This is a genomic window from Gorillibacterium terrae, assembly GCF_051594785.1.
Lineage (GTDB): Bacteria > Bacillota > Bacilli > Paenibacillales > NBRC-103111 > Gorillibacterium.
On record NZ_JBPPGI010000001.1, the window covers coordinates 568,831 to 585,162 of the forward strand.

19 protein-coding genes are annotated in these 16,332 nt (G+C 57.4%); 17 read left to right on the forward strand and 2 right to left on the reverse strand.

Translation table 11 applies throughout. The features are described from left to right. Window positions 1–75 precede the first annotated feature (75 nt). Both ACSEXS_RS02420 and wsfD read left to right on the forward strand, forming a co-directional pair. Window positions 76–864 carry an endonuclease/exonuclease/phosphatase family protein gene (locus tag ACSEXS_RS02420; RefSeq protein WP_438431592.1) on the forward strand — a complete coding sequence of 263 codons (789 nt, stop codon included), beginning with the start codon at window positions 76–78 and terminating at the stop codon, window positions 862–864. 269 nt (window positions 865–1,133) lie between these two features. Further along, window positions 1,134–3,206 carry a glycan biosynthesis hexose transferase WsfD gene (wsfD, locus tag ACSEXS_RS02425; protein ID WP_438431593.1) on the forward strand — a complete coding sequence of 691 codons (2,073 nt, stop codon included), beginning with the start codon at window positions 1,134–1,136 and terminating at the stop codon, window positions 3,204–3,206. A 137-nt stretch (window positions 3,207–3,343) separates the two neighbouring features. Here the strand turns inward: wsfD and ACSEXS_RS02430 are convergent, their stop codons facing one another. Continuing rightward, the gene (locus ACSEXS_RS02430; protein ID WP_438431594.1) at window positions 3,344–3,556 is read right to left on the reverse strand and encodes a hypothetical protein; all 213 of its coding nucleotides are present in this window, start codon (window positions 3,554–3,556) and stop codon (window positions 3,344–3,346) included. Window positions 3,557–3,741: 185 nt separating this feature from the next. Between ACSEXS_RS02430 and ACSEXS_RS02435 the strand changes: the two genes are divergently transcribed. Continuing rightward, on the forward strand, window positions 3,742–4,011 hold the full coding sequence (locus ACSEXS_RS02435) for a helix-turn-helix domain-containing protein (RefSeq protein ID WP_438431595.1): 270 nt from the start codon (window positions 3,742–3,744) through the stop codon (window positions 4,009–4,011). A 221-nt stretch (window positions 4,012–4,232) separates the two neighbouring features. Here the strand turns inward: ACSEXS_RS02435 and ACSEXS_RS02440 are convergent, their stop codons facing one another. Then, window positions 4,233–4,763 carry a dihydrofolate reductase family protein gene (locus ACSEXS_RS02440; RefSeq protein WP_438431596.1) on the reverse strand — a complete coding sequence of 177 codons (531 nt, stop codon included), beginning with the start codon at window positions 4,761–4,763 and terminating at the stop codon, window positions 4,233–4,235. Between the two features lie 314 nt (window positions 4,764–5,077). Here ACSEXS_RS02440 and ACSEXS_RS02445 point away from each other — a divergent pair, with 314 nt between their 5' ends. The 14 genes from ACSEXS_RS02445 to ACSEXS_RS02510 all read left to right on the forward strand — a co-directional run bounded on the left by ACSEXS_RS02445 (window position 5,078) and on the right by ACSEXS_RS02510 (window position 15,933). After that, on the forward strand, window positions 5,078–5,956 hold the full coding sequence (locus ACSEXS_RS02445; protein WP_438431597.1) for a MerR family transcriptional regulator: 879 nt from the start codon (window positions 5,078–5,080) through the stop codon (window positions 5,954–5,956). A 50-nt stretch (window positions 5,957–6,006) separates the two neighbouring features. Continuing rightward, on the forward strand, window positions 6,007–6,561 hold the full coding sequence (locus ACSEXS_RS02450) for a GNAT family N-acetyltransferase (RefSeq protein ID WP_438431598.1): 555 nt from the start codon (window positions 6,007–6,009) through the stop codon (window positions 6,559–6,561). A gap of 292 nt (window positions 6,562–6,853) precedes the next feature. Beyond that, window positions 6,854–8,473, forward strand: a complete 1,620-nt coding sequence (locus ACSEXS_RS02455; protein ID WP_438431599.1) for a glycoside hydrolase family 5 protein — start codon at window positions 6,854–6,856, stop codon at window positions 8,471–8,473. Window positions 8,474–8,713: 240 nt separating this feature from the next. After that, window positions 8,714–9,229 (forward strand): hypothetical protein, encoded by a 516-nt coding sequence (locus ACSEXS_RS02460; RefSeq protein WP_438431600.1) that lies wholly within the window; start codon window positions 8,714–8,716, stop codon window positions 9,227–9,229. A 57-nt stretch (window positions 9,230–9,286) separates the two neighbouring features. Further along, on the forward strand, window positions 9,287–9,409 hold the full coding sequence (locus tag ACSEXS_RS02465; RefSeq protein ID WP_438431601.1) for a hypothetical protein: 123 nt from the start codon (window positions 9,287–9,289) through the stop codon (window positions 9,407–9,409). A gap of 50 nt (window positions 9,410–9,459) precedes the next feature. Then, entirely contained in the window at window positions 9,460–10,371 is a 912-nt protein-coding gene (locus ACSEXS_RS02470; protein WP_438431602.1) for a phosphotransferase family protein, read from the forward strand. A 38-nt stretch (window positions 10,372–10,409) separates the two neighbouring features. After that, on the forward strand, window positions 10,410–10,883 hold the full coding sequence (locus ACSEXS_RS02475) for a GNAT family N-acetyltransferase (RefSeq protein WP_438431603.1): 474 nt from the start codon (window positions 10,410–10,412) through the stop codon (window positions 10,881–10,883). Between the two features lie 34 nt (window positions 10,884–10,917). Then, window positions 10,918–11,751, forward strand: a complete 834-nt coding sequence (locus ACSEXS_RS02480; RefSeq protein ID WP_438431604.1) for an alpha/beta hydrolase — start codon at window positions 10,918–10,920, stop codon at window positions 11,749–11,751. A 149-nt stretch (window positions 11,752–11,900) separates the two neighbouring features. Then, window positions 11,901–12,365 carry a hypothetical protein gene (locus tag ACSEXS_RS02485; protein WP_438431605.1) on the forward strand — a complete coding sequence of 155 codons (465 nt, stop codon included), beginning with the start codon at window positions 11,901–11,903 and terminating at the stop codon, window positions 12,363–12,365. A 112-nt stretch (window positions 12,366–12,477) separates the two neighbouring features. Next, complete coding sequence (locus ACSEXS_RS02490; protein ID WP_438431606.1) at window positions 12,478–13,215, forward strand: hypothetical protein; 738 nt, start codon at window positions 12,478–12,480, stop codon at window positions 13,213–13,215. 16 nt (window positions 13,216–13,231) lie between these two features. Further along, on the forward strand, window positions 13,232–13,726 hold the full coding sequence (locus ACSEXS_RS02495) for a hypothetical protein (protein WP_438431607.1): 495 nt from the start codon (window positions 13,232–13,234) through the stop codon (window positions 13,724–13,726). A gap of 30 nt (window positions 13,727–13,756) precedes the next feature. After that, window positions 13,757–14,353 (forward strand): GNAT family N-acetyltransferase, encoded by a 597-nt coding sequence (locus ACSEXS_RS02500; RefSeq protein WP_438431608.1) that lies wholly within the window; start codon window positions 13,757–13,759, stop codon window positions 14,351–14,353. Further along, window positions 14,314–15,033, forward strand: coding sequence for a peptidase MA family metallohydrolase (locus tag ACSEXS_RS02505; RefSeq protein ID WP_438431609.1), 720 nt, complete (start codon window positions 14,314–14,316; stop codon window positions 15,031–15,033). Before ACSEXS_RS02500 ends, ACSEXS_RS02505 begins: the two co-directional genes overlap by 40 nt. A 243-nt stretch (window positions 15,034–15,276) precedes the next feature. Beyond that, on the forward strand, window positions 15,277–15,933 hold the full coding sequence (locus ACSEXS_RS02510; protein ID WP_438431610.1) for a FusB/FusC family EF-G-binding protein: 657 nt from the start codon (window positions 15,277–15,279) through the stop codon (window positions 15,931–15,933). Window positions 15,934–16,332: the final 399 nt, after the last annotated feature.

Here is a 16,332-nt window from a genome sequence, read left to right on the forward strand (position 1 = left end):
GGAGACTCGCAGGAAGCCAGCAAACCGCAGCCGCGGCGCGAGCCGCGAATCAACCACAAGCGGAGATGACAGAACATGACGGCAATTAAGGCAATGACCTTCAACCTTCGGGTGATGGTGGAATCGGACGGCAAGAACGCCTGGACGAACCGGATCGTCGCCGCCGGACAGGCGGTGCTGGACAAGCGGCCGGACGTCCTCTCGACGCAGGAAGGCCGTTACGGAATGCTGGAGGAGCTGCATGCGCAGTTGTCCGGCTACGCCTGGCTCGGCGAAGGGCGCCGGGGCGGCCGGGAGGACGAGCACTGCGCGGTATTCTATGATACCGCCCGCTGGCAGCCGGTGGAGTCCGGAAATTTCGGCCTCTCGGAGCAGCCGGAGACGCTCGGCGTCTTAAGCTGGAACACGGATTACCCGCGCATGTGCACCTGGGTGCGGCTTCGGTCGCTCACAGGCGAAGGAGAGCTGGCGGTGTTCAACACGCACCTCGACCACATCAGCGAGGAGGCCCAGGTGAAGGGCATGGCGCTCATTCGCGAGCGGATGGAAGAGCTGAAGCGCAGCCATCCCGGCCTGCCGCTCGTGCTGACCGGCGACTTCAACGTCGAGCCCGATCACGCTGTCATCCGCGGCTTGGAGGAAGCAGGCTATGTCAATGTGTACTCCGCTCTTCCGGTGGGCGCCCCCGACCGGACGCCGGGCATGACCTTCCACGATTTCCAGGGCGGAGAAGCCGGGCAGCCGATCGATTACCTCTTTTTCTCGCCGGATGTCCGGGTGGAATCCGTCTCGGTGGACCGCGGGCAGTATGATGGGCGCTACCCGTCCGATCACTATCCGGTCTGCGCATGGATCGAGCTATAATCATTCGTAATCCCCGGGCCGTTTCCGAGTGGCGTTGTGCCGCTTGGAGACGGCCTTTTTCTGCGCTTGGGGCCGAGCTTAGGGACGTGCTTGCATTCCCCCATTGGCAGGAACTGCAACCTCTGCGGCGTTTCATCAGTCTATTAGGGAGACCGGTCCGACGTTTGGCCCAGTCCCCAGCCGTTAAGGGGCATGCTTGTGCCAAGGCCGGGGCACCCTTCTAGGGATGGCCGCCGGGGTCTGATTTTCATAGGGGTAGGTGCCGCAAGTTGTTTAAATCCAACAAGATCAAGCTCGTCGGCTTGTTCCTCCTCATCGCGATGGCTCTGGCCTTGCTGATTTATGTGCCGAGAACTCTGGGAGTGGCCGATAATTCCGATTTTAACCGGACGATGAAGGCCTTCGGGCTGTCCTCGGCCAGCGGCATCAAGTTTTGGAGCGCCGATACCCAGTATAAGCTGTCCGATCCGGGAACCGCCGTCCAGTATTTCAAACGAATCTTTTGGCCTGCCCATAATCCCGCCCACTATTACTCGACGCAGTTTATCTTCGTCAAGCTCGCGCTGTTCTTGAACGCGGCGTTCGCTTCGTTCACGCATCGCGACCCAGGGGAGTTTAACCTGGCCTTCCAGACGGTTCAATACATTCTACTCTACGCCGCTGCGTTCTTCCTCTTTTTCAAGGAAAAGTGGAAAACCCACCGGTTCGCCGACCTGGCCGGAAAGGCGCTGCTCGCTTTTTTTTTCCTGGATAGCGGCTATTTGGTGTATTTCAATTCGTTTTACGGCGAATCGACGACCCTGATCTTTCTATTGATCGCCTTCGTCCTGCTGCTCTATCTGGAAAAGGGCAAAACGAGCCTGTTCGTCTACTTGGGCGCACTCTTGTCGCTGTTTCTCTTCTCCGGCTCCAAGTCGGCCAACTTCCCGTCCGCGCTCTTGCTGGCCGTCCCGGTGCTGTATCAGGCGATGCGAAAAGAAGACCGGAGGAAGAAGATCGCGATCGGCGTCTCGGTTGCCGTCATGCTGGTCGCTTCGTACGGCTATGTGAAGAATTCGCCCGACTGGATGAAAAAGGTCACCACCTTCCAATCCGTCTTCTTCGGCGTGCTGTACGAGCATCCGGCGCCGGAACAGGCCGTGCAGGAGCTGGGGCTGCCGCCGGAGCTGGCCAAGCTGGAAACCGTCAACGCCTACGCGCCCCGGGCGCTGAATCCTTACAATCTCTATGAACCTCCGTTCGAGTCCCTGTTCTTCGACCATACCGGCAAGCTCGAGGTGTTCACCTATTACTTGATCCATCCCGAGCAATTCGCCAAAAAGCTGGACGAAAGCGCCGAAGCGGCTCTGCCCCTGCGGCCTACGTATTTGGCCAATCTCCAGTTGCCCGAGGACCAGGCGGATTTGCGGTTCGACTTTCGGCTGAATCTTTGGGAGCGCCTGCGCAAGCAGATCTCCGGGTTTGCGTCCGTCTTCGTGGGCATGGTCTTCCTGCTGTATACGGCAAGCTGGATCTCGCTTCTTCGGATTAAGGCGGACCCGTATCGCCTCCTGCTGAGACTTGCGCTGCTCGGCGCGGCGGCCGGACAGTTCATCGTTCCCTTGGTGAGCAACGGCCATGCCGACCTGCAAAAGCACATGTTTCTCTTTAATGTGCATTTCGATCTCCTGATCTTCCTGCTGTTCTTCGATCACCTGGGCGTGAAAAGCAAGACGTTCCGCAGGGTCGGCATCGCCTCCACTGCTGTTCTGGTCGGGCTGTGCTTCTATCCGAGCCGGCCGGAGACCGTCACCTTGGGCCGCATGGACGGCAAACCGATTAAGTGGTACGTGCTGGAGAGAGAAGGCGACTGGACCAAGGTCATCGCCAAAAAAGCCCTGTACCGCAGCGCCTACGACGAACGCTCCAACGATTACACCGAAGCGAGCATTCAAGCCGGACTGGACGCCAAGGTGGATGTCTGGTTCACCGCAGACGAGCGGAAGCTCATTCGGCAGGCGGAGTATCCGGCGCTGTGCAACGAAGTCAATTGGCAGCAGGCCGAGGAGGGGGACCGGCCGCATTACTGGTTCTCGCCGATCAAGTACGTCTCCCAGGACAGCGAGCGGGCGTACCGGAAGAGCTATTCGGCTTCACTGACGCTGCCGTCCGTCGATGATGCGGAGCGCCTGTTCCGCAAGTCCAAGACCGCATCCGTCCTGCCGGGCGGCTATTGGCTGTCTACGCCTTATTACGGCAGCACCGACAAGGCGCGCGTCGTATCTCCCGATTATCAGGTCTATCACCGCAAGGTGGACACGGTGTTGGGGGTTCGGCCGGTTATGTGGGTGAGGGGAAAGTAGGCGAAAAGAATTTAAGAACACTACGAATATGTTTAAGTTAACGGATAAACGAGGATAACAGAAAGAACCGGTCTGTTCCTGCACATTCAGTGCGGAAGTGGGCCGGTTTTTTTGGAACGGGAAATTGTTGAACCTCTTTAATTTTGAGTATCGAATGGCTGTTCCTTCTGAAGCTTCCGGGCTTGCAAACTCTTTTCCAGGCGTAAATGAAGCAACTCGGTACGATAGTCCAGTTCGATCTCATGAATAGAAGTGAGGATGGCCTCGCCTACCTCTCGATCATCCAAATGGGTGTAGCAGAAATTCAAAACGGCCCATTTGCATTCCTCGCAATGATGGATTTTCTTCAAAAGCGTGTCCTCTTCTTCGACCAAGCTTTCGTATTCGATTCAGCCATGCCCGCCACCTCGATTTTAAAGGCTTTATCTATAAATAAATGTTGTCTATAGCCTACGTTTTAACTGAATTCTGTTTTGTTGGCAATAGCCTACGGAAAAGAGGGGACACTAACTTTATGATTATGGGTAGATAAGCGATGGGAGTTTTTCATGTGTTGCCAAAAGATAAGCGAATTGAACTGTTGGCATTGGGACAAGCACTTCGTGCTATCCGGAAGGACCGGCAGCTTACACAAGAACGGTTATCCGAGATAAGCAGGGTAGACCGGTCGTATATCAGCGAGGTTGAAAATGGAGAGAAATCGCCAAGTTTTTTGGTAATTCTGTCTCTGACTCGCGCTTTGGGCATTAGCCCCGTTACCCTAATGGAGCAATTTGAACAGCAACTCAAGGGGTTTAAATTGTAGGCTATATTTAATTCTAATGTTTGTTGATATTATCCAGAAGAAAACCGCCTCGGTGAGATGGCGGTTTATTTAGCTAGCGTTCTTCGTAAGGTCAACCGTCAATTAACCATGTAATTTCGCATAACTGAACAAATTTTAAAGAAAAAGGGGTCCTCTGACTGCCGCTGCAGCCGGAGACCCCCTATTCAAGTGCCTTTTAGGGCGCTGGTTCAAGTTCACAACTAAGCTGGAACGTAGGTCAACCTGATCACGTGCTCGCCAATGCGATCGCTTGCCACGAGGCGCAACGGCGGCCGCGGACCGGCGAAGAACGGCTTACCGTGACCCAGCACGACTGGATGAAGATAGAGCCGATATTCATCCACTAGGCCGAGCTCCGTTAGAGTATGCGCCAACTCCGGCCCGGCAACTTCAATCTCTCCTTCATGCTGTGCCTTCAGTTCATGTATCGCTGCTGCCAAGTCCCCCTCGATCAGAGAAGCATTCGGACCGACGGACTTTAACGTCCTGGACACCACCCACTTCGGCTTGCTTTGCCACGCGGCTGCGTATTCCCGTTGCGACGAATCCCATTCCAAAAGATCTTCGTCCCAATAACGCATGCTCTCGTACATGCGGCGCCCGTATATGCAGCCCGCCAAGCTGCGCATGTCGTCGATGAAATGACGGAAGAGCACGGAGTCAGGCATAGATTCAGTGAAGTCAACGAACCCATCCAGAGACTGGTTCAATGCGAAAACGATCTTTCCCATACGGCTAACCTCCTTGGTTTTCTTGCCCATTCCTCATCAAGATTACACGTTGCATATGAAGCCTCTTCTATGTCTACATTTTATCATCCATCTGACAGCATGTCCGGTTTCTTGTGCATCCGAGGCATTGACTTTTCTGATGAAGAAATACTCCTTGTACAAAGAAAAGACCTACTATCGAAGACCGGAGTCTTGACGTTGAACGCGCTAAGTGAGGTCTGTTTTTGGTTTCAGGCGTTCAACTCCCCCTCACAACAACACCCCTTGACCGCGCCCCAACGGAACCCTTTATGATGAAGCCAGAGGTGAGATACATGCGGTATTCGATCGGCCAGTTTGCGGGCCTTCACCAAGTTTCCAAGAAGACGCTCCGCTACTACAAGGACATCGGCCTGTTGGCTCCGGCGGGCATCGATCCCGCGAACGGGTACGCCTATTACGAGGACGAGCAAAGCGAGCGGATGCGGCGGCTGCAGTACCTGCGCAGGCTTCGGTTCTCGCTGGAGGAGGTTCGCACGCTGCTGAACGCCAAGCCGGAAGCCTGGGCGGACCCGATAGGGCTGCAATTGGCGGCCGTTCGCTCGGAGAAAAGGCTTCTCGAAGGCATCGAGCAGGAACTGCTCGCCTTGCAGGGACGGATCGGCGGCGGGGAGGAGCCGTTCAAACCGGCGCGGCCGTCGGCAGAGTATGCCGCGGATCTGTTCGAGCTTCGGGAACCGCGGTTCATCGTCGGCCGGGCGGTGCGGGTTCCCTACAACCGCTACGAGGAGAAGCAGCGCTTGATCGACGAGCTGATCGGGCGGTTCTTCGGCGACGGCGAGCCGAGCCTGATCCCCAACCGGAGAGTGCCGGCCGTCGGCTTCGGGTTGGTCTGCGAATGCGAGGAGGACATGAGCCTGGGGACGTACCTGATCGGGGTGCAGGTGACGAGCCTGGATGAGATTCCGGACGGCATGCGCAGCTTCACCCTTCCCGCCGGGCGGTACGCACGGACCGTGTTCCAGGCAAGCGACCGGGAGACGCTGACCTCGTCTGCCTTGGAAGGGGCGTATGACTTTTTGCATAACCAATGGCTGCCGCAAGCGGGGCATCCCCTGACGGAGCGGCTGACGGCGGAGGTCTATGCGGACGATCGGATGGAAGACCCGTTTCATCCCGAGATGGAGCTCTGGCAGTTGCTCCGACGCGATTAACGGCAGGAGGTTCTCTATTTCAGTTGGACGAGAGGAAGCAGGCTTACAGGATGAGCATAACGGATAAGTTCGAGAGCGAGCGGCTGCGGTACCGGCCTTTTCAGCCGGAGGATCTGGAGCCGTATGTGAGTATGTGCAACGAGGCGACCCGCCGCAGATGGTTCTACTTTCAGGAACCGGCGTGCTTAACTGCGGAATTCTGGGCGAAGGAAATCGAGCACGGCCGGGAGGTCTGGTCCCGCAAAATCAATCTGCTGAAGGACGAATGCAGCCTGGCGGTCGTTCGCAAGGATACGGGCGAATTCATCGGCTTGGTCAGCCTGTCGAAATTTCACGGGCCGGAGGAAGAGCTGGAGAACGTGGAAATCGGCTACCACATCGGGGAAGCTTACCAAAGCAAGGGCTACGGGACGGAAGCGGCCCGAGCGGCCGTGGAGTGGGGCTTGGCCCAACTGCGGGAAATTGGAGCGGAACCGAAGATCGCCGGCCGAGCCGAACACGAGAATTGGCCTTCCCGCCGGGTGATGGAAAAAGCCGGGTTTGTGTTCTCCCGAGGCGAAACGTATGTGAGTCTCTACGAGTTCGTCGACGGTACGGAAGATTGAACTTAACAGTTGCACCGCCCGGTTGGAGTGGCCTTCCGATCGCGGCTGAACCCGGATTGCCCGAATGAATTTCATAGGGGAAATCCGGCATCAAGGCAAATGCATCGTTTCTTCGCAGCCTTCCACTTCTGTAGCGTTTTTGTTCCTTCTACATAGCAGGCTTTCTCCAAATAGTCTTGGTGTGCCGCCGACAACGAAACCCCTTTCGTTATCGGCGGTTTTTAGTATAATGGGACTAATCGGCCATGCATTTTCCAGAACGCCGAATCGGGAACAGAAAAGGGGACAACTCATGTTCGAACAGACAGCCCGTTCGCGGGTAAACGGATTTCTGCGGGCGGAAGGCCGAACCGTGGTCAACGGCAACGGCGAAGAGATCATCTTGACCGGCTGGGGGCTCGGCAACTGGCTGCTGCCCGAAGGCTACATGTGGCTGACCCACCACGGTCGCTTCGACCGGCCCCACCGGATCGAAGCTGTCATCCGCGAGCTGGCCGGGGCCGACTACGCGGAGCGGTTCTGGACCAGCTTCCGCGAGCGCTACATCACCCGCGAGGACATCCGGCTTATGGCGGAGCTCGGCTACAACTCCGTACGGATTCCGTTCGGCTGGCGCGTGCTGATGGAAGAAGGCCCGGGGCTGCACTGGAAGGAAGAGGGCTTCGCCCTCCTCGACCGCTGCCTGGACTGGTGCGAGGAATTCGGGCTGTACGCCTTCCTCGATCTGCATGGAGCGCCGGGCGGGCAGACCGGCGCGAATATCGACGACTGCGTTGATGACGTTCCTCGGCTCTATACCGACGAGGATAGCTGGACGAAGGCCATCGGGCTATGGAAGGAGCTGGCCCGGCGCTACCGCGACCGCTGGATCGTCGGCGGCTACGACCTCTTGAACGAACCGGTTCGGCCAGGGCTGATGCCGGACTATCATCCGCATTATTACGTCCAGCGGCTGGTGGAGTTCTACGAGGAAGTGATCCCGGCCATCCGCGCCATCGACTCGCGGCATATGCTGTCCGTGGAGGGTCACCACTGGGCCACCGATCCGGCGATCTTCTTCAAACGCTATGACGACAACATGGTGGTTCATTTCCACCGCTATGCCTGCATGCCCGGGATCGAGGCATATCGGACGTATCTGGAGGTGTCGGAGCGGCTGAACCAACCGCTCTGGCTGGGGGAAACCGGCGAGAACCGAACGGAGTGGTTCGCCGCCATGTACCCGCTCGCGGTGTCGCTCGGGATCGGCTTCAACCTGTGGCCTTGGAAAAAGATGCAGTGCGACAACTCGCCCCTGTCCATCCTCAAGCCGGACGGCTGGGACGAGCTGCTGGCTTATGCCGCCGGAGGGCCGCATCCCGGCTTCGAACGGGCGAGGAAGAGCCTGGACTCGTTCCTGGACCTGCTGGCGGCGGAGCGCTGCACCACCAATCCGGCGGTCACCGCCGCCGTCTTCCGGCGTCCGGGCTGCCGGGTGCGGGGAACCGACTTCGATCAGCTTCCGGGCAAGGGCGTCTCCTTTAGCGGCCGCCGGCCGGAGGGCAACCTGTACGGCTTCCGCTGTGACACGGGCATGGGCATCGTGCCGCTGTCGGCCGAGCCCTGGAGGAAGGAATTTTTCTTCGACAGCGGCTGGGATCGGCTTGTGCTGGAGCTGACGGAAGGCGAATTCGCCGCCTATACCTTCACGTCCGTGGGGGAAGGCAGCTCGCTGACCGTGGACCTCGAATGTCCGGCAGGAGCGGCCTTGACGCTTCATCAGGAGGAGCGCGAGCTTCTGCGCACCTCGCTCCCTGTGGGCGAAGCTCCGATCGTTTCGGTGAAGGCGGAGCTGGTCGCTGCCGCCGAGACCGTGATCCGGCTATCCGTGAGGAGCGGGCGAATCCGGCTTCACGCCATCTCCCTGCATTAAGGCAAGCGAGTGCTCGCGCTGAACCCGAGCGATTCTATCTAGCAAAGCTGCATGTCCAGCGGCCTTTCGGCAGTCACCGCCGGGGGGCCGTTTTGCTCTCTGCGCCTTGTCACGGGGGATGGACAAACCGGAAACTTCTGGATTTTTGCCCCGTAATAGAGTAGAGTTTTCCGCCGGGTAAGCAAACTCGATCGGAACGGGGAATCGCATCCAAAACATAATGAACGAGGAGTGGATTTAATGAAAAAGCAATGGGCAGCCGCCCTGATCGCCGTCGCCGTCCTGAGCGGATGCGCCGGCAATGCCGACAAAGAGAAGGGAGGGAGTGCCGCCGGGCAAGAGAGCTCGAGCCCCCCGGTGTCGGCAAGTCCGTCTTCCGGCGATCCCGAGCCGGTCCGTTCGGACGCTCCGTCGCCCGCTTCCCCGGCTGCCGAGACTTCTACCGCCCCCATCGCGGCGGAAAAGGGCCCGTCTTCCTATGAAATCACGCTTCCGGCTTCCTTGTTCGACGAGGAGACTACCCTTGAGAACGTGAGTGCCAAAGCCAAGCAGGACGGCATTTCGCAGGTCGTCAAGAACAAGGACGGCTCTTATACCTACAAGATGTCCAAATCCGTCTATGGTAAGATGGTGAAAGACACGAAGCAAGGAATACTGGACTTCGTGGCCGAAGTGAAATCCGGTAAGGACTTTCCGTCGATTAAGGACGTGACGCCGAACAAAGCTCTGACGGAGTTTGATGTTCTGGTGGATTAGGCGGCTTACGAGAACAGCCTGGACGGCTTCGCTCTCTACGGCCTTGGGATGGCCTCCATGATGTACCAAGCGTACGATAAACCGGGCCAAGCGCTCAAAGCTACCATCCGCCTCGAAGATCAAGCAACCGGAAAGGTAATCGACACGACTGTCTACCCGGATGCGCTGAAACAGAAATAATCTTTCGCCGCACGGCTTTCGGATTGGACAAAAGGGATGAGGGGATCAACATGCAATCGTTTCGCGGGATTCCGGGCTCCGAGCAGTGGCTTCGGGTAGAGAAAATCGACAAGGGCTGGTCCAGCGACGAGAAGTACAAGATCGTCTGCGAGACGGGGGAGATCTATGCGCTTCGGCTGTCCGGCGCGGACAAGGCGGAGGACAAGCGAACCGAGTTCGAGCGGCTGCGGAAGCTGAGCGGGCTTTCCTTTCCGGTTTCTCGCGCGCTCGAATTCGGCACGACGGCCGACGAGGCGCAGGTGTACCAGCTATTGACCTGGGTGGAAGGCGACCCGCTGGAGGAACGGCTGGACGCGTTCTCGCCGGATGCGCAGTATGTACTTGGCTGGGAAGCGGGGGAGGCTCTGCGGCAAATTCATGACCTGGACCCGGCGGCCCGTCAAGCGGGATGGGAGCGGCGAATGACGGACAAAATCCTCGCCCGGACCCGCGCGTACGAGACGTGCGAGCACCGCGTGGAGGGGGACGGCATAGCCATGGCGTACGTGCAGGAGCAGGCGGGCCTTTTGCAGGATGTCCGGCAGGTGTTGCAGCACGGAGACTATCACATCGGCAACCTGCTTCTGACTCCGGAAGGGAGAATCGGCGTTATCGACTTCAACCGGTCCGATATCGGCGATTATGTCGAGGAGTTCTACAAGGTCCAGGCGTTCGACCGGGAGCGCAGCATTCCGTTTGCCAGGGGGAAGATCGACGGCTATTTCGGCTCGGCTCCGATCCCGGAGGAGTTCTGGCGGCGGCTCTCGCTCTATGTGGCGTATACGTCGCTGTTCTCCATCGTCTGGGCGATCCCGTTCGGACAAGTGGACGTCGAGGGCATGCAGGAACGGTGCCGGATGGCGCTCGACGACTATGAAGGGTTTCGGAGGTTCATCCCGAAATGGTATGAAGGCAAAGGTTGACGGTTATCCAAGGATTCCACTCGAAAGGAAGCGGGAAGATGGTCCGGTTGGAGCCCATGACGGAAGAGGAATATGACGGGTATCTGCGTTATTCGATTGAGGAATACGCCAAGGAAAAGGTCCGCGCCGGAACGTGGAAGGAAGAAGAGGCGCTTCGCCTGTCCGAGGAGAGCTTCCACAGTCTGCTGCCGGACGGGCTTGCCACGCCGAAGGCGCTGCTTTACCGGATCGTGGACGGGGAGAGCGGCGTGAAGGTCGGCCATTATTGGCTGCATGAGATGGACAGCCCGGCGGGAAAAACGTTATATATCTATGATTTTCTCATCGAAACTCCCTTCCAGGGACAGGGCTACGGCAAGGCGGCGATGGCGGCTTTGGATGTCAAAGCGAAGGAACTCGGAGCGGCACAGCTCTCGCTGCACGTCTTCGGCCACAATAACCGGGCCTTCCGGCTGTATGAGAAGAGCGGCTTTCATGTCACGGATTACATGATGAGCAAGCCGCTGGCTTGAGCGGAGGAACAGGATAGTTGAACGGGGGATGTGGATGAATCGGAAGGAAAACACGGAGACGGTGCGGATCGGGGAAATCGCGCTGACCAAAGCTTGGGCAGGCCCGATCCCGGTCCTCTATCGGGAACCGGAGTCCGTCCCGGCGAAGGCGGAGCGCAAGCTGGCGATCTTCTTGACCGGGCTCGGCGGAACGAAGGAAAAGCAAGCGGAGTTCTTGAAGGACATCGCCGAGCGGGGCTACGTCGCGTTGGCCTTCGACAACGCGGGGCACGGCGAGCGGGGAACCGAGGCCCGGGACGACCTGGTTAGCCGGGTGTTCGGCAACATGCGCCGGGAGGGCTGGAAGGTGCTCGGCCAGACCGTGCTCGACACCTCGGCGGTGATCGATTGGGCGGTGACCGCCCTCGGCGTCTCCGAGCAGGTGCGGATGGGCGGTATCTCGATGGGCGGCGACATCACCATCGCGGCGGCGGGCGTCGATAGGCGAATTGTCCGCGCAGCGCCGATCATCACGACGCCCGATTGGCTCCGCCCGGGCATGCGCGAGATTTCGTCGGAAGCGCCGGTGATGGACCCGGGCGCCCCGGACGAGGAAGCGCAAGCCTTCTACGATCGGTTCAATCCCATCACCCATCTGGACCGATACGTGGACGGTCCGCCCATGCGGCTGACGCTGGGAGCGGAAGACCGGCACATCCCGCCGGAGAACGCGGAGCGGTTCAAGCGAGAGCTGGGCCGGCTCTCCGGGGAATCCGCCGACCGGATCGAGCTCGTCTATGTGCCCGCGCCTCAAGCGGATCACGCCGATGTGATTCGGCGCAAAGCGGAATGGTGGCCGTCTCTGCTCGACTGGTGGCTGAACGATTGATGATGGAGGCGGGCTTGCTGTTTTGAAGAGGAAGGAGGGAATGCCGGATGGCAGGACCCCTTCCTTTTTTTGTTATCGGGGCGACGGAAACATGCTAAGATGAAGAAGAATGCGTCATACGGCGATTTCTATGGAGGGGAACTGGGGAAATGACGACCAAGGGGTATGCAATTCGCTGGCCTCGTATGATGCCGATCCAACTGGGAGGCCAGATTCTGATCGTGCTGTTGATGCTGGGGAGCGTCCTATCGGGGTTGGTATCGTCTTCCCGTTGGCTTCTTCTATTCCAATGGTTTGTCATCGCCTTCATGCTCGGACTTACCGGGGTTCAAGGATTTCGGCTGTTGAGAATATCAAACCCGGAGTTGGAGCTTTCCGAACAAGGCCTGACCATCCGCGGCCGGGACATTCCGATCGACCAGATCGACCGAATCCTCCTGGACGGATACTTCCTGTCGAGCATCGGCATCAAGCTTCGCGGCCGGAGGATGATTCCGGCAGGGCTGCATTTTCGGTTCGCCGGTGAAGAGGACAGGAGTACGAATGAATTGAAGCAGTGGGCGCGTGCGCATGAAATCCCAATCTCGCCGGGGAGAGTCGTCAGATGGCTTTAACTCCGAGGAAGTCGGATGCAAGGGAAGTCGGGTTCGGCGAATCTCGGGGAATACACGACCCATGGTTATGAATGGCTAGGCGACGATTCATCGACAAATGAGAGGACCGACTATGAAAAGCAAGCCAAAATCAAGAGATTGTCTCTATCTCTGCCGCTGCCAAGAGGAAATGGATGGCTTTTACTCTTACGGAATCGAGTTTCACGAGTTTATAGCCTGTGTTCACAGCAGGCCGGAGAACCTGATCTTATTGAAGCACCAGTTTGGCGATGCCCAATGGAATCGGCATACCCGATTGGATTATGTTACGAAGCAGGAACTACCCGAGCTGCTGGAAGATAACGTATATGGGTATGGGGACTTTTGCTGGGTGGATATACGCCGGGAAGAGGACTTGGACCAATTGAACGACTCTCAAGTCGCGCAGCTGCTCTTTTTCGGCCATCTGGCCAAGCCGCTGAATGGCATTCCCATGGAGAGGTTCGCTTACTATGCCCATGACGACGGTTGGTTCAATAAGCTCTATGTAGCCCGGGTTGAGGATTACGCCGGGATGCTGGCGCGATGCATTCCCTTCAAGCTTCGCAACCTGTACAAAAGGGACTGCGCGGATTTGCCGGTGAATCTGGCCGATGCGTTGGTGCAAACTGCCGCTGACGGATGGGTGATCGATTTTGCCAAAGCCCGGTTGAGCCGCACACAAATTCAATTGCCTCTGACTACCATCGGATTCTACACGGATATGGATCAGATGTTCGAGCGAAAGGGACAGATTAAAGAGTCCGATCGCTGGTTGGTTTATTCCCAGCGGAGGTGGCAGCTTTCGACGGAAGAGCCGAGACGAACTTAAACATAGGAGGAATCGGATGAAAATTTCCCTCACGGAAGAAGAGCTTCAATCTGCGGAAGCGAGCTGGCTTTGCGTGAAGCCCTTTTTGCTCCAGGTCAGAGGCAAGTCCCAATCTGTCAAAAACGAGATGTACCGGTCTTTGTCCCCGGGGCAAAAAGCGTTGTTCCTGTTCTACTCTTATCACAACCATACGGATACCCTCGAGGGCTTCTTCTGGTTCACCGGCTACCATGTGCTGGAGCTGAAAGCCTGGGACGGGATCAGGACGGGGCTGCGGTTCCTGGGCGAATCGGCGCTGGCGGATGATCTGGATGAACTGGAACACTGGATCAAGCGCCTTCCGCGAAAATCGGACGAGCCAGGAGTCGCGGATTTAAAAGCATTGGCGGACGAGCGCGTCCGGTTGGAAGCCGAGGAACGGTACCGGCGGTATCAAGAGCTGGCGGCAAGCGCGATCAAACGGATGAACGAGTGGGTGCGGGAGCATCGGCAGGAATGGATAGGGCCATGAAGGTTATTCTCGCGGTTAGGAGGACTTTTTTTGAACATTCGCTTGAACGACGAACTGACGCTGCGCCGTTTGGAGACAGAGGACGCTGGCCTGCTGGAAGCTTGGCTGTCCGATCCCCGCGTGCTGGAGTATTACGAAGGGCGGGACCGTCCGCATGACCGGGAGTTGGTTTGGAAGCATTTTTATGAGGATCGGGAAGGAATCGCCTCCTGCATGATTCGGTATCAAGAGAAGGACATCGGCTTCCTTCAATATTACCTCCTGGATGAAGCGGGCAAAGAGGAGTACGGCTGCGCGGACGAGCCGGGCCGGATCTATGGTATGGACCAGTTTATCGGGGAACCTGCGTTTTGGAACCGGGGAATCGGCTCCGCACTGGTAGCTGCGACGGCCGATTATCTGATCGGGCATGAACGGGCGGATGGCGTCGTCCTGGACCCGCAAGCCTGGAACACACGGGCAATCCGGGCTTACGAGAAGGCGGGGTTCGTCAAAAAATCCCTGCTCCTGCGTCATGAATGGCACGAAGGCGAATGGCGGGACTGCTGGATCATGATTCGAAAAGCCGGTGGAGAAGGAGGAACGGTATGCGGGTTGGACGAAAGGGAGGGCTCCACTTCCGGTTGAAAGGCGACAAGCCTTCCCGGGAGAGCCGCTCGATCCGGTTGTATGCGGCGCCAGGGGAGCCCCCTGACCTCCTGGATTCGGTGATGCAAAGGCTGGAGGACGATTGCGCCCGCATCTCGGCTAATCTTCAGACACCACCGGGTGCCCCCATCACGGTGATTCTGTATTCCAGTGTCGCCGAGTATCACCTCCAAGCGCTGGGTTCATTGAATTACCCGGATTGGGTAGTGGGGCACGGCAATCGTCGCGGCGTTTATATGGTATCTCCCGGCTGCATGGACTGCGTTCATCCGCCTGAACACCTGTTGGTGACCCTAACCCATGAATTGACTCATGTACTGGTTCATCGGTCAACCAAGCGTCCGCGACAGTTTCCGCTTTGGCTTCATGAGGGGATTGCCACCTATGAAGCCGGGCAATTTACAAAAGAGTCGCTATCCGTTTCGATGGAGGACATTCCGAGCTTGAAGGACCTGGCCCAAGACTCCGTGGCGTTTGGCAATCAAGGAGGCTATGCGTGGTCTTTTCTGATCGTGGACTATATCATTCGCACCTACGGCTACGCTCGGCTGGCCCGTCTCATCGAGCGGCCGGACCATTTTGAGTCCATCTATGGAATCGGATTAGGACAATTCGAAGCGGATTGGAAGGCCTCACTGGCTCCCGCCGTGCCAAAATGATTATACCGGAGATTGGATTTGCGGCCGTGCGAATCAAGGGGCTATAATGGAGGGGAAAGGTGGTTGGTACACATGGCAAATCATTTTGCCGGAACACAAAGCGGCTCATGCAAAGCCTGACCGCAGGGCGATCCTTTGCATGGGCGGATCGTTGAACGTACGATCGCCCCTTGGAAGAAGCGGTCGCTTCTGCCATGGCTTTGCGCCTGATGAATGAACCATTCATATAAGGAGCTGAGAACCATGGTTGAACCCTTCATCCGCAATCACGATTTTAATGCCCTCTCCAAGCAGGTAACCGCTTTGCAGCGGGCCGCCAGCACGGTATCCGACCCGAGAATCGTCGAATCGGTTCGTCAGAGCGCGCTAGCTTGGGTCCAGGAGACCTTTGCCGATGCGACGGAACCGCAGAGAGATATCTTAAACGGCTTTGCCTCGCTCACCCAATCCGAGGAATTCCAGCACTATCTGCAAACGCTCGACCGGTACCGGATCGCGCACTTGGACGTCTCGGAGAAGCGTATCGCCAAGCTGTATCCGAAAATCAAAAAATTAAAAGTCCCGGACCTCGCTGCCATCGATCTGCGGAAGCTGACGTATTTGGGCTGGACGGACATCGCCGCCGGGCGGATGTTCCTGGTCTACCCGCTGAACGGAGAGCCTGCGGGCGTCGAAGGCCGGTTTACCCCGGCGAAGAAAGGCGTCTGCTTCATCTGCAACCGCGTGGAGGACGTCGCGCTGTTCACAACGGTCGCCAAATCGCGGCCGGCGAATGCCTCGCTGGATTATTACAAGGCGATCGGCCAGTACATGTGCTTGGACAGCGAAACCTGCAACCGCAACATCACGGACGTGACGGCGTTGGAGAAATTCTTGACCGAAGCCTTGAAGAAGGATTAAACGTCCTTCCTTGAACCGGCCGAGTCCAAACAAACCTGAAACAAGCCCGAAAGAAATCCCTTAGGGGAGGCCTTTCGGGCTTTTTTGCTGAAAAAAATAGTTTTTTACATTCTAGTTCAGCGACTGGGGCCTCGTTTAATTTACGTCAATGGGATCTGTCTGCTCATATCATTTGATTCTATAGACCTATTTTTCCGGAAGTGCTAAGATATGGGTAAATCATTTTAGAACAAACCTTTGAAAAACAGCAGCAAAGAAAGGGGCATTCCCGGGGGAAGAATGCTAATACGGCATCGACCTGAAGGCTCTTCCTGGAGTCCGATAGAGAGACACCAAAGCTCGAAAGAAGCTGCTTTCGTGAAGAGCTCTTTCGGGTTTTTCTTCGAACGAACCCCGTTT